This is a genomic window from Chromobacterium violaceum ATCC 12472 (genome assembly GCF_000007705.1).
GTDB classification, from domain to species: Bacteria; Pseudomonadota; Gammaproteobacteria; order Burkholderiales; family Chromobacteriaceae; genus Chromobacterium; species Chromobacterium violaceum.
This window is the reverse complement of record NC_005085.1, coordinates 1601018-1613900: the sequence shown is the minus strand read 5'-3', so window position 1 is coordinate 1613900 and position 12883 is coordinate 1601018. Positions and strand designations below refer to the sequence as shown.

12 protein-coding genes are annotated in these 12883 nt (G+C 65.8%); 3 read left to right on the top strand and 9 right to left on the bottom strand.

Annotated elements, in window-relative coordinates; translation table 11 throughout:
- Nucleotides 1-42: 42 nt before the first annotated feature.
- Together CV_RS07355 and CV_RS07350 are read left to right on the top strand one after the other, a co-directional pair.
- On the top strand, nucleotides 43-1167 hold the full coding sequence (locus tag CV_RS07355; protein WP_011135062.1) for a multidrug effflux MFS transporter: 1125 nt from the start codon (nucleotides 43-45) through the stop codon (nucleotides 1165-1167).
- Between the two features lie 203 nt (nucleotides 1168-1370).
- Nucleotides 1371-1631, top strand: coding sequence for a hypothetical protein (locus CV_RS07350; RefSeq protein ID WP_011135061.1), 261 nt, complete (start codon nucleotides 1371-1373; stop codon nucleotides 1629-1631).
- A 50-nt stretch (nucleotides 1632-1681) separates the two neighbouring features.
- Here CV_RS07350 and CV_RS07345 read toward each other — a convergent pair whose 3' ends face one another.
- Nucleotides 1682-2446 (bottom strand): YdcF family protein, encoded by a 765-nt coding sequence (locus tag CV_RS07345; RefSeq protein WP_011135060.1) that lies wholly within the window; start codon nucleotides 2444-2446, stop codon nucleotides 1682-1684.
- Between the two features lie 370 nt (nucleotides 2447-2816).
- On the opposite strand from CV_RS07345, the gene CV_RS07340 reads away from it, so the two are divergent.
- Entirely contained in the window at nucleotides 2817-3557 is a 741-nt protein-coding gene (locus tag CV_RS07340; protein ID WP_011135059.1) for a substrate-binding periplasmic protein, read from the top strand.
- 201 nt (nucleotides 3558-3758) lie between these two features.
- Here CV_RS07340 and CV_RS07335 read toward each other — a convergent pair whose 3' ends face one another.
- The 8 genes from CV_RS07335 to aruF form a co-directional block, all read right to left on the bottom strand.
- Entirely contained in the window at nucleotides 3759-4469 is a 711-nt protein-coding gene (locus CV_RS07335; RefSeq protein WP_011135058.1) for an ABC transporter ATP-binding protein, read from the bottom strand.
- Nucleotides 4466-5236: an ABC transporter ATP-binding protein gene (locus tag CV_RS07330; RefSeq protein ID WP_011135057.1), complete on the bottom strand. Its 771-nt coding sequence runs from the start codon at nucleotides 5234-5236 to the stop codon at nucleotides 4466-4468. Before CV_RS07330 ends, CV_RS07335 begins: the two co-directional genes overlap by 4 nt.
- Nucleotides 5237-5238: 2 nt before the next feature.
- Nucleotides 5239-6330 (bottom strand): ABC transporter permease subunit, encoded by a 1092-nt coding sequence (locus CV_RS07325; RefSeq protein WP_011135056.1) that lies wholly within the window; start codon nucleotides 6328-6330, stop codon nucleotides 5239-5241.
- 16 nt (nucleotides 6331-6346) lie between these two features.
- Nucleotides 6347-7276, bottom strand: a complete 930-nt coding sequence (locus tag CV_RS07320) for a branched-chain amino acid ABC transporter permease (protein ID WP_011135055.1) — start codon at nucleotides 7274-7276, stop codon at nucleotides 6347-6349.
- Between the two features lie 661 nt (nucleotides 7277-7937).
- Nucleotides 7938-9284 (bottom strand): N-succinylarginine dihydrolase, encoded by a 1347-nt coding sequence (gene astB, locus CV_RS07315; RefSeq protein WP_011135052.1) that lies wholly within the window; start codon nucleotides 9282-9284, stop codon nucleotides 7938-7940.
- Between the two features lie 10 nt (nucleotides 9285-9294).
- The gene (astD, locus tag CV_RS07310; protein WP_011135051.1) at nucleotides 9295-10755 is read right to left on the bottom strand and encodes a succinylglutamate-semialdehyde dehydrogenase; all 1461 of its coding nucleotides are present in this window, start codon (nucleotides 10753-10755) and stop codon (nucleotides 9295-9297) included.
- Nucleotides 10755-11798: an arginine N-succinyltransferase gene (gene astA, locus CV_RS07305; RefSeq protein WP_011135050.1), complete on the bottom strand. Its 1044-nt coding sequence runs from the start codon at nucleotides 11796-11798 to the stop codon at nucleotides 10755-10757. Before astA ends, astD begins: the two co-directional genes overlap by 1 nt.
- Nucleotides 11799-11809: 11 nt before the next feature.
- Nucleotides 11810-12829, bottom strand: coding sequence for an arginine/ornithine succinyltransferase subunit alpha (gene aruF / locus CV_RS07300; RefSeq protein WP_011135049.1), 1020 nt, complete (start codon nucleotides 12827-12829; stop codon nucleotides 11810-11812).
- Between the last annotated feature and the right edge of the window lie 54 nt (nucleotides 12830-12883).

Below are 12883 nucleotides of genomic sequence, written 5' to 3'. Positions count from 1 at the left end.
TTCTCTAGACTGGCGTTCGTCAAGCAAGAAAGGAAAAAAACAATGAAAACGACGACCCGTCCGGCCCTGTGGCTGCTGACGGTGCTGATCCTGTTCCCGCAACTGGTGGAAACCATCTACAGTCCGGCGCTGACCGATATCGCCGCCGCCTTCGGCGTCAGCCAGGCCCGCGCCTCGCAAACCTTGTCGGTCTACTTCCTGGCCTTCGCCGCAGGCGTGGCGCTATGGGGCTGGCTCAGCGACGCGCTCGGCCGCCGCCCGGCGATGCTGCTGGGGCTGGCATGCTATGGCGCGGGCTCCGCGCTGGCGCTGGCCGCCGCCGATTTCGACACCCTGCTGCTGGCGCGGATGATTTCCGCGCTGGGCGCGGCGGCCGGCTCGGTGGTGGTGCAGACCATGCTGCGCGACAGCTACGATTCGGTCGGTCTGGCGCGCGTGTTCTCGCTGCTGGGCGCGGCGCTGGCGCTGAGCCCGGTGCTGGGCCTGGTCAGCGGCGGCTGGCTGGCCGGCCATTTCGGCCATCGCGGCGTGTTCTCCGCCTTGCTGCTGCTTGCCGCCGCGTTGCTGGCGCTGGCCGCGCTGCGGCTGCCGGAAACCCGCCCGCTCGGCACGGTCCGCCCCGATATGGCGCGGCTCGCCGGCCGCATGCTGCGCGACGCCGAGCTGCGGCGCAATGCGCTGCGGGTGGCGCTGTTCAACACCATGCTGTTCAGCTACTACAGCCTGGCGCCCTTTCTGTTCGAGCGCCAGGGCTGGAGCCCCAGCCAGTTTGGCTGGTCAGGCATGGTGCTGGCCGCGGCCTCGCTACTGGGCAGCCTGCTGAACCGCAGGCTGCTGGGAAGCGGCTGGCAGCCGGCGCAGCTGGTGCGGGCCGCCTGCCGGCTGGCGCTGGCCTCCAGCCTGGCCGCCTGGCTGCTCGGGGATTCGGCATGGATACTGCTGCCGGTGGCCGGCGTGGTGATCGCCTTCGGCATCGCCATTCCCAATGTGCTGAGCCAGGCGCTGCGCGATTACCGCGAGCAGGCCGGCGCCGCCGGCGCGCTGTTCGGCCTCAGCTACTACCTGCAGCTGGGAGCGATGCTGGCGCTGGCCGGTTTGGCGCAAAACCTCGGCCTGGTGCTGAGCGCCTGTGCCGCCGCCGCGCTCATGTGCCGATCGCCGAAGTAGTGCGAGCGCGCCCCGGCTGAAGCGCATGCAAGGCCTGGACGCTGCCGCGTCAAGGACTTAGGGCGGAGAGCCGACACCCTCTGTGCCCGTTCATCGCGCCTATCGCCCTTCCATCCCCAGCATCGCGCGTTCCGTCGCAATCCCGTATCGCACCGCCAGGCGGCGCTTTACAGTCAGGATACTCAAGGACACAGGAGAATCGCATGAACCGGCAAAAACATTCGGAAGCGTTGGCCGATCTCAGCGCCGTCTGCCACAAGATGGCCATCTACTGGCGGCTATATGTGGATTGGCTGGCGGAGGTCGGCTGGGGACGGCTGGCGCTGTTATCGCTGCTCACCCTGATCCTGGACGGCATGCTGATGCTGCCGGGCCTGGCGGCCCTGATGATACTGGTTTCCATCTTCGTCAAGCTCTTTGCCGGCTCGCGCCGCGCATCGCAGGCGCTGCCCGACAAATCATAGGGATGCGAAGCGCCCCCATCCATCGCCCCGCATCGTCGCGGGCACGGCGCTCAGGCTCCCGGCCGCAAGCGGTAGTAAAGCAAACCGATGTATTCGCGCAGCAAGACGTGGCAGTCGCCCATCGCCTTGCCGCTGGGAAGGTAACGCGTGAATGCCGGTCCTTCGTAACGGACAAAGCCGGTCGGCGCCGGCGACACCTGCAGGCCTTGGCTCTGGAAGAATGGCACCGCCCGCCCCAGGTGCCATCCCTGGCTGACCAGCGCGATGCGCGTCGCGCCGGCCGCCTTCAGCATTTCAGCCGACAAGCGCGCGTTATCCAAGGTGGTGTCGGAACGGTCCTCCACCCAGCGCGCGCGGATGCCGTAATCGTCGTGCAAGGCGCTTGCCATCACCTTCCCTTCCGGCTCGCCGCCCAGAGGGGAACCGCCGGTCACCAGCACCGGCTTGCCGCTTTGCCGCGCCAGATAGGCGGCGTAGCGCAGCCGCGCCAGCGTGTCGCTCGACGGCGCGTTGCCGCCGAACTCCGGCGCCGGCCGCTTGCCGCCGCCCAATACCACGATGGCGTCCGCCGCCGCCAGGTCGGCCGGCCGGATCGGCGGATAGCGCTCCACGCCCTGCGCCAGCCAGATCGCCGTCTGCGGAATCGACAGCATATAGGTCAGCGCCACGCCCAAGGCCAGCAGCACGCGGCCGGCATGCTGCCAGCGCCGGACCAGCATGGCCCCGGCGACGATGGGCAGCAGATTCAGAACAGGCGGCAACAATGCCGCGCCCAACAGGCGATGCCACAATACCATCAGACTCATGCCTTCCATGCGCGCTCCCGGAATACGGATATGCGGCGAGAATAGCAGGCTTTGCCTGAGCGCCCCAGCCTGCGGAATTTCAGTTTTTTCGAATATGCAAGATCGCCACACTACGCATTCCGCCTCCATCCTACGCCCGCCCATCACCTGGCGGGCGCCTCTCCCGATGCCCGGATTAACAGAATCAAAAACTTGAAATACCGGCGCCATCTACCCATGGCATGCCGCAACCGCGGCGATGCCCTGCCGCGCCATGCCGGGCACATACCCTGCTCCGGCCATCGTCCGGCGCGGTTTCCACGGCTATGCTCACCGCGGTTTATCGTTATACTCATCGCAGCAGGGGCCGCCATGCCGGGTGGCCGTCATGGAGGACACAATGGCCCGCTGGCAGCATGCATGCATATTCGTTCTGTCCGCCTTTCTTGGCGCCGCGGCAGCCGACGCCGCCGAAACCCTGATGCTTGCCGCCTCCGAATATCCGCCCTACATGTCGTCGCAGATGGCGGATGGCGGCGTCGCGGTGGCCATCGTCCGCGAAGCCTTCCGCCGCGCCGGTTATTCGGCCAAGGCCGTCTACTTGCCGTGGGCGCGCGCGGTCAATCAAGCCCGCGACGGCCGCCTGGATGGCATCGTTGGGCTATGGACGACACCCGAACGCACACGCGCCTTTCTGTTCTCCCAGGCCTTCCTCGACAATCACATCGGCTTCTTCAAGCGGCGCGAAGACGGCATCCGCTACCAGACGCTGGCCGATCTCAAACCCTATGCGATAGGCATCGTGCGCGGCTACGCCAACTCGGATGCCTTCGACGCCGCCCGCCTGCATACCGACGAAACCCTGAGCGACGCCAGCAACCTGTCCAAGCTGGCCGCGCACCACATCGACCTGGCGCTGATAGACCGCGGCGTCGCCAATTACCTGTTGGGCGGCAGCCTGGCCGCGCTGGCGCCCAAGCTGGAATGGCTGTCGCCCGCCGTCGTCGACTACCCGATGCACCTGGGGATCGCCAGGCGGCAGCCGCAGGCGGCAAAACGCATTCAGGACTTCAATCGCGGGCTGGATGCGATGCGGCAGGACGGCACGCTGGACAAGATGCTGAAGCAGGCCAAAATCTAGAAGCCCATCCAGGCATGATGCTGTCGAGTCCGCTGCGCGGATGACGTTTTCATGCCGCGGCCGGGGCGCAGCACGCATGCCCGCCTCCCCCGTCAGCCCCGGAACCCGCGCCAAAGATCGATCGCCCACCGCAACGCCGAAAACGAAAATCCCCCGCCGGCGAACCGGCGGGGGATGGTCGATGCGGATTGGCGAAGCGCCTTATTCGCCCAGATAGGCGTTGCGGACGCGTTCGTCGTTGAGCAGTTCCTTGGCGTCGCCGCTCATGGTGATGCGGCCGCTTTCCATCACGTAGCCGCGCTGCGACACCTCCAGCGCCAGCTTGGCGTTCTGCTCCACCAGCAGCATGGTCACGCCCTGCTTGGACACCATCTGGATGATCTCGAAGATCTTCTCGACGATGATGGGCGCGAGACCCATCGACGGCTCGTCCAGCAACAGCAGCTTGGGCTTGGACAGCATCGCGCGGCCCATCGCCACCATTTGCTGCTCGCCGCCGGACAGGGTGCCGGCCAGCTGCAGGCGGCGTTCCTTCAGGCGCGGGAACAGTTCGTAGACGTGCTCGATCTCGCTCTGGATGGCCGCCTTGTCGTTGCGGTAGTAGGCGCCCATCTGCAGGTTTTCCTCCACCGTCAGCTTGGCGAACACGCCGCGGCCTTCCGGCACCATGGCCAGACCGTGGCGGACGAAATCGTGCGACGGGATGGACGCGACGTCCTTGCCATCGTAGACGATGCTGCCGCCGGACTTCTTCACCATGCCCACCAGCGTCTTCAACGTGGTGGTCTTGCCGGCGCCGTTGGCGCCGATCAGCGTCACCAGCTCGCCCTGGTCGATATGAAAATCGATCCCCTTGACCGCTTGAATGCCGCCATAGGCCACTTGCAGGTTTTTGACTTCCAGAATGCTCATGCGTGGGCCGCTCCCAGGTAGGCTTCGATCACTTTCGGATTGCGGCGCACTTCTTCCGGCACGCCTTCGGCGATCTTCTTGCCGTAATCCAGCACCGCGATGCGGTCGCACAGACCCATCATCAGCTTGACGTCGTGCTCGATCAGCAACACGGTGACGCCGCCGTCGCGGATCTTGCTCATCAAGGCCTTCAACTCTTCGGTTTCGCGCGGGTTCATGCCGGCGGCCGGCTCGTCCAGCGCCAGCAGCTTGGGCTCGGTGGCCAGCGCGCGGGCGATTTCCAGCCGGCGCTGGTGGCCGTAGGACAGGTTGCGGGCGCGCTCCTCGGCCACGTCGGCGATGCCCACGTACTCCAGCAGCTCCCAGGCCTTGGCCTCGATCGCGCGCTCCTCGGCCATCGTGCCCTTGTCGCGCAGCACCGCGCCCAGGGCGCCAGCCTTCGAGCGGATGTGGCGGCCCACCATCACATTCTCCAGCGCGGTCATTTCTGCGAACAGGCGGATGTTCTGGAAGGTGCGGGCGATGCCGGCGGCCACCACCACGTGCGGCTTCTGCTGGAACAGATTGTGGCCGTCGAACTCGAACTTGCCCTCGTCCGGCACGTAAAGGCCGGTCAGCACGTTGAACAGCGTGGTCTTGCCCGCGCCGTTGGGGCCGATCAGGCCGTAGATCTCGCCCTTGTTGATGGTCAGGGAGACATCGTTGAGCGCGTGCAGGCCGCCGAAACGTTTATGGATGCCTTCGATTTTCAGCAAAACTTCAGCCATGATTAACCTTTCTGCACCGCGGCGTCTTCTTTGGCGTGCTGGAACTCAGCCTTGCGCCGCTTGGACGGCCACATCCCTTCCGGACGGACCAGCATCATCACCACCATCGCCAGGCCGAACAGCAGCATGCGGGCGTTTTCCGGGTCGATCAGCATGCGGCCGACGGTCTTCATCTGCAGCGGGCCGATCACGTCGCGCAGGATTTCCGGCGCGATGGTCAGCACCACGGCGCCCAGGATCACGCCCGGGATGTGGCCCATGCCGCCCAGCACGATCATGGCCAGGATCATGATGGACTCCAGCAGGCTGAACGATTCCGGCGACACGAAGCCCTGGAACGAGGCGAACAGGCCGCCGGCCACGCCGCCGGACAAGGCGCCCAGGCCGAAGGCCAAGAGCTTGATGTTGCGGATGTTGATGCCCATCGCCGCGGCGGCGATGTCGTCCTCGCGCAGCGCCACCCAGGCGCGGCCGATGCGGGAGTGCTGCAGACGCCAGGCCATGATCACCACCAGCACGGTCAGCGCCAGGAACAGGTAGTAGTACAGGTAGACGTTGTGGAAGCTCAGCCCGAACAGCTCGATGGTCTGGCCCAGCGACGCGCCGCCGATGTGGATCGGGTCGATCAGGTTGATGCCCTGGGGACCGTTGGTGATGTTGACCGGCTGGTTCAGGTTGTTCATGAAGATGCGCACGATCTCGCCGAAACCCAGGGTCACGATGGCCAGGTAGTCGCCCTTCAGCTTCAGCACCGGCGTGCCCAGCAGCACCCCGCCCAGCGAGGCGAAGGCCGCGCCCAGCGGAATGGTGAGGAAGAATAGCCAGTGGATGTCGAAGTGCGGCGAGCTCAGCAGCGCGTAGGTATAGGCGCCGATCGCGTAGAAGGCGATGAAGCCCAGGTCCAGCAGGCCGGCGAAGCCCACCACGATGTTCAGGCCCAGCGCCAGCATCACGTACAGCAGCGCGAAGTCGATGATGCGCACCCAGGAATTGCCCAGCGCGCCGCCGACCAGGAAGGGCAGCACGGCCAGAAGGACCGCGCAGGCGGCGAAGACCGCCATTTTCTTGCCGGTGCTCAGATGATTCAGATCCATGTCTCTCTCCTCCGGATCAGGCGCGGTCGGCCATTTTTTCGCCCAGCAGGCCGGACGGACGGAAGATCAGCACCAGGATCAGCACCATGAAGGCGATGATGTCCTGGTAGTTGGACCCCAGGAAGCCGCCGGTCAGCGAGCCGATGTAGCCGGCGCCCAGGCTTTCGATGATGCCCAGCAGAATGCCGCCGGCCACCGCGCCGCCCAGGTTGCCGATGCCGCCCAGCACCGCGGCGGTGAAGGCCTTCAGACCGATCATGAAGCCCATGTAGTAGTGGGCCTGTTCGTAGTTGGTGGCCACCATCACGCCGGCGATAGCGCCCAGGCCGGAACCGATGACGAAGGTGGCGGAGATGATGGTGTTGACGTTGACGCCCATCAGGCCGGCCACGGCCGGGTTCTGGCTGGTGGCGCGCATGGCGCGGCCGAGCTTGGTCTTTTCCACCATCAGCAGCAGGCCGGCCATGATGGCCAGGCACAGCGCGATGATCACGATCTGCAGCTTGGTGATGCTGGCGCCGAAAATGCTCACCACATCATGGTCCAGAATCTGCGGGAAGGGGATGTAGTTGCGGCCCCAGATCAGGATGGCGACCTGTTGCAGCACGATGGACACGCCGATCGCGGTGATCAGCGGCGCCAGGCGCTGCTTGCCCCGCAACGGGCGGTAGGCGACGCGCTCGATGGTGAAGCCGAGCAGCATGCAGGCGGGAATGGCCACCAGAAGGCCGATCAGCACCAGCGCCGGCCCCGGCAGGTTGATGCCCATCCCCATCAGGGTGGTGATGACGGTGATGGTGACCATGGCGCCGAACATCACCACTTCGCCGTGGGCGAAGTTGATCAGGCCCATGATCCCGTACACCATGGTGTAGCCCAGCGCGATCAGCGCGTAGATGCTACCCAGAACGAGACCGTTCAGGATTTGCTGCAGAAAAATGTCCACGTTTGGAGATCTCCTCTGATTGTCTACCCGGCAGCTTTGCGGGATGTTTCCTCTTATTGACTGCTGCCTGTTTTATCCTCCCGGGACAGGCCATTTCGCTGGCTTCTGTCCGACAGGCGAACCGATTATCACCATGTATCCAATCGACTGTCAATTGCGAATAGTCGTCTCAAAAACAGCTTGGAAAACAGTCATTTAAATCATCTTATCTATTTGATTTTTATGGATATTATTAAATTTCCTCCACATCGAAATTTACCGAAGGCCATACTTGGCAAAACTCTTTCCCTTTTACCGCCGGTTTTACATTTCAGTCACATTTGCCATTCTTTTTATTCACATTCGAACAAGGCCTGCATCGCGCATGCGCCCATTGCGAACAAACTCGCATGAGCATCGTTCATTTGCATACAATCTACAGTACCAATTGCTATCCATTTTCCCGAGCCATGCCCCCCGCAGAAAATTTCTTGCAAGCGTTCCGGGCTCTCCTGTGACTTCATGCCCACACCCGCCGGAATATGCAACAACCATGCCAATTTTCACCATAGTCCGTCATCCGGAATAACCGGCAAGCAATTTGTTAACAGCCGCTAAATGGCGCGGACAAGAAAAAACCCGCCCCGGTTTCGCGGGACGGGCTGTGCGTTGGAAAAACGCCTCAGGCCAGCTGGAAGGGATAGACGCTGCCCAGGCCCAGGATGCCGGTCAACTCGTCCAGCGCGCCGCGGCATTCGATCAGCAGCTGCGGATCGGCCAGGTCCTCCGGCGCCAGGCGGTCGCGGTAGTGGCGGTCCACCCAGCCGTTGAGCGATGCGAACAACGCGTCGCTCATCAGCACCTTGGGATTCACCGCGGCCAGTTCCGCCTGGTTCAGCGCCACGCGCAGGCGCAGGCAGGCGGGGCCGCCGCCGTTCTGCATGCTCTGCTTCAGGTCGAACACCCGGACCTCGTCGATCGGTCCGCCGCTGGCCGCCAGCTTCTGCAGATAGCTCCACACCCGCTCGCTGTTGCGGCACTCTTCCGGCACCACGATCAGCATCTTGCCGCCCGGCTTGGACAGCAGCTGGCTGTTGAACAGATAGCTCTTCACCGCCTCCTCCACCGTCACCTCGGCGCGCGGCACCTCGATGGCCGTGAAGCGGCCGCCGCGCGCTTCCAGCTTGCGGGCAATCTCGTCCAGCACGTCGGCCTGGTTGAGGAAGGCCTGCTGATGGTGGAACAGCACTTCGCCGTTGCCGACCGAGATCACGTCGTTGTGGAACACGCCGGCGTCGATGGTGTCCGGATCCTGCTGCGCGTACACCACGCCGGCCTCGGACAGGCCGTGCAGCCTGGCCACCGCCTGGCTGGCCTCCAGCGTCTGCCGCGCCGGGAACTTGGCCGGCTTCGGATAGCGCATGTCGAAGGCCGCCGCGCCGAACACGAAGAACTCCACGCCCGGCTGGCCGTAATCCGCGCAGAAACGGGTATGGTTGGCCGCGCCTTCGTCGCCGAAGTGCATCTGCGCCGGCAACGCCTCATGCACCGCGAAACGCGTCTCGTCGGCGAACATCGCCCGCAGCACGCGGCGAGTGGTCGGGTGCTCGATCGAGCGGTGGAACTTGTTGTTCAGATTGGCCGGCGTGAAATGCACGCGGCCGTCGGCGGTGTCGGCCGACGGGCTGACGGTGGCCGCGTTGGCGGTCCACATGCAGGACGCCGACGTCGCCGCCGCCAGGATGGTGGGCGCTTCCTTCGCCGCGCGGGCGATCACCTCGGCGTCGCTGCCGCCGAAGCCCAGCCGGCGCAAGGACGCCACGTCGGGCCGCTCCTGCGGCGCCAGCACGCCCTGCTTGAAGCCCAGGTCGTACAGCGCCTTCATCTTCTGCAGGCCCTGCTTGGCCGCCAGCTTGGGGTTGGACGCCGCGCTGACGTTGCTGGTGGAGGCGACGTTGCCGAAGGACAGGCCGCTGTAATTGTGGGTCGGGCCGACCAGTCCGTCGAAATTCACTTCATAGGCGTTCATCGTCTTCCCCTCACAGCACGATGCCGGGCGACAGCTGGGCCGGCAGCGCCAGGCTGTCGCACTCCAGCGAGGCCACCGGGTAGGCGCAGTAGTCGGCCGCGTAGTAGGCGCTGGGGCGGTGGTTGCCGGACGCGCCTATGCCGCCGAAGGGCGCGGCGCTGGAAGCACCGGTCAAGGGCTTGTTCCAGTTGACCACGCCGGCGCGGGACTCCAGCCAGTAGCGGTCGTACAGCTCGCGGCTGTCGGACAGCACGCCGCCGGCCAGGCCGAAGCGGGTGTCGTTGGCGATGGCGATGGCCTGGTCGAAATCGGCGTAGCGGATCACCTGCAGCAGCGGACCGAAGAACTCCTCGTCCGGGCGGACTGCGGCGGTGGTGTCGATGATGCCCGGCGTCAGCATCGCCGCGCCCTCTTCCAGCCTGCGCATCGCCAGCAGCGGCGTGCCGCCGGCGGCGACCAGATCGTCCTGCGCCTTCAGCAGCGCGTCGGCGGCGGCATTGGAGATCACCGCGCCCAGGAAGGGCGCCGGCTCGGCGTCGAACTTGCCGACGCGCAGCTTGCCGGCCACTTCCACCAGGCGGGCGACAAAGGCGTCGCCCCACTCGCCTTGCGGAACGAGCAAACGGCGCGCGCAGGTGCAGCGCTGGCCGGCGGAGACGAAGGCGGACTGGATCACGTGGTGGACCGCGCCGTCGACGTCGGCCACTTCGCCTACGATCAGCGGATTGTTGCCGCCCATTTCCAGCGCCAGGATCTTGTCCGGGCGGCCGGAGAACTGCTTGTGCAGCAGCGCGCCGGTGGCGGAGCTGCCGGTGAAGAACAGGCCGTCCAGACCCTCGTGGCCGGCCAGCGCCACGCCGGTATCCTTCGCGCCTTGCACCAGGCCGATCACGCCGGCCGGCAAGCCGGCTTCGGCCCACAGCTTGACGGTCTCCTCGGCGGTCCACGGCGTCAGCTCGGACGGCTTGAAGATCACCGAGTTGCCGGCCAGCAGCGCCGGCACGATGTGGCCGTTGGGCAGGTGGCCGGGGAAGTTGTAGGGGCCGAACACCGCCACCACGCCGTGCGGCTTGTGGCGCAGCACCGCCTGGGCGTCGCCCATCGCCGCGGCGCGCTCGCCGGTGCGCTCGGCCAGCGCCTTCAGCGAGATGTCGATCTTGCCGACCATGGTGGTGACTTCGGTCGTCGCCTCCCACAGCGGCTTGCCGGTTTCCTGGGCGATGACGCGGGCCAGCTCGGCCTTGCGCTCGGTCAGCCGCTCGCCGAAGCGGCGCACCACTTTGGCGCGTTCTTCCAGGCCCATGCGCGCCCATGCCGGGAAGGCGGCGCGGGCGGCGCGCACGGCGGCGTCCACCTGGGCGGCGCTGGCGGCGCGGCCCTGCCACAGCGGCGCGTTGTCGGCCGGATTGGTCTTGGCCATGGCTTCGCCGTCTCCGGCCAGCCATTTGCCATCGATGAACAGACTGCTCATTACACTGCCTCCTTCGGCGTCAGCGTCACGCAGCGCACGTGATCGCCATCCTTAACCTTGAGCACCCGCGCCAGATCCGGCGTCAGGCAGAATTCGCCCTGCGGCCGCGCAGACTCCACCAGCACCGCGCGGTAGTCCTGCAGGGCGTCGTTGCAGACCAGATAGCATTCCTTGTCGCCGTCCGGCAGCGGATCGACGACGCGCGCCGGCAGGCGCTGGCTTTCCTTCACCGCGCGGATGTCGCCGGTGTAGGCCTGCACGGTCGGGCCGGCGTCGAAGATGTCGACATAGCCCTCGTAGCGGAAGCCTTCCGACTCCAGCATCGCCACCGCCGGGCGGGTGGCCTCGTGGGTCAGGCCGATCACCGCTTGCGCCTCGGGCGGCAGGAAGTCGACATAGACCGGGTGCTTGGGCATCAGCTCGGCGACGAAGGCCTTCTGGCCGATGCCGGTCAGGTAGTCGGCCTCGGCGAAATCGATGGAGAAGAAGTGGCGGCCCAGCGCCTCCCAGAACGGCGAGCGGCCGTTCTCGTCGGACACGCCGCGCATCTCCGCCACCACCATCTTGCCAAACAGCTGCGGGAACTGCGCCAGGAACAGGAAACGGCTCTTGGACAGCAGGCCGCCGTTGCGCTTGACGCGGTAATCCGGGTGCAGATACAGCGTGCACAGCTCGGAATAGCCGGTGTGGTCGTTGGACAGGAACAGGGTTTCGTGGCGGCTGTACACGCCCAGTTCTTCCGACGCGTGGACGATGGTGCCGATGCGGTAGTTGTACCAGGGCTCCTTCAGGCCGACGGCGGCTTCCACCGCGCAGATGCCGGCCACCTTGCTGTTGGCCGAATCCTCCAGCACAAAGACGTAGCCGTGGTCGGCGCGGTCCAGCTCGCCGGCGAAGGACAGCACCGAGCGGGCGATGCGCTTCTGCAGCCGATCTTCGTTGATCGGCAGCGAGGTGAGGCCGACGCCGCCGCTGGCGGCGCTCCGGGCCAGGTCCATCAGGCCGGGCAAGTCCTTGTGTTCAACGGGACGGATAAACATCATGGCCAGGCTCCTTAGACTTGCTGCAAACCGGCGACGCGCACCGCGTCGCCGCTGGACACGCCCAGCGCCTTGGCCGCGTCGGGATTGATGAAGGCAACGCCGTCCACCACCGCCACGCGGGCGGCGGTGGCGGCGAAGTCGGCCAGGCGCTGGTTGCTGACCAGCTGCAGGCTGGCCTGAGCTGGCAGGCTGGCCTGGATTTCCACCGGGTAGCTGCGGCTGTGCTCCACGGTCTTCAGCCGGTCCAGCTCGGCGGTCAGCACCGCGCCGCCGTCGAAGATGTCCAGGTAGTTGTCGGCCTCGAAGCCCTCGTTGCACAGCAGCTGGCAGACGCGCTCGAAATGCGGATGGATCTGGCCGATGGCCTGCTGCGCCTCGTCCGGCAGCAGCGGCACGTAGATCGGGTAGCTGGGCATCAGCTCGGCGATGAAGGTCTTGCTGTGGCTGACGAAGGCCTGCTCCACCTGCAGGAAGTCCAGGTTGAAGAAGCGGCGGCCGATGGCGTTCCAGAACGGCGACTGGCCGGCGTCGTCGTGCACGCCCTGCATTTCGGCGATGATGCGGCGGCCGAAGCGCTCGCGCTCACCGGCGATGAACAGTAGCCGCGCGCGCGACATCAGTTCGGCGGCCATCGCCTCCAGTCCGCTGTCGACGTAGAAGCCGCACAGCTGCACGGTGCCGGTCAGGTCGTGGCAGATGTTGAGCACGTGGATGCGGTTGTTGACCTTCAGCGCGCGGGACGCATGCACCGCGGTTTCGCTGCGGTAGCTGTAGAAGGGCTCGTCGAAGCCGGCCGACGCGCAGATCGACGCGGTGCCGACCACATTGCCGCCCTGCTCCAGCACGAACATGTAGTAATCGCGGCTGGATTCGCCGCTGGCTTCGTGCTCGAAGGCGCTGACCGACTGCTGGATGCGTTCGAACAGCTTCTCGCGGTTGCTCGGCAGGCTGGTGACGCCGATGCCGCTGGCTTGCGCCAGCCGCTCGATCGCCGGCAGGTCCGAGGTGCGGACGGGACGCACGGTGAACATGGGACTACCTCCCTGGGTTGGGGGCGGCCGCGCGTATTTCGGGCGCAGCCGCAG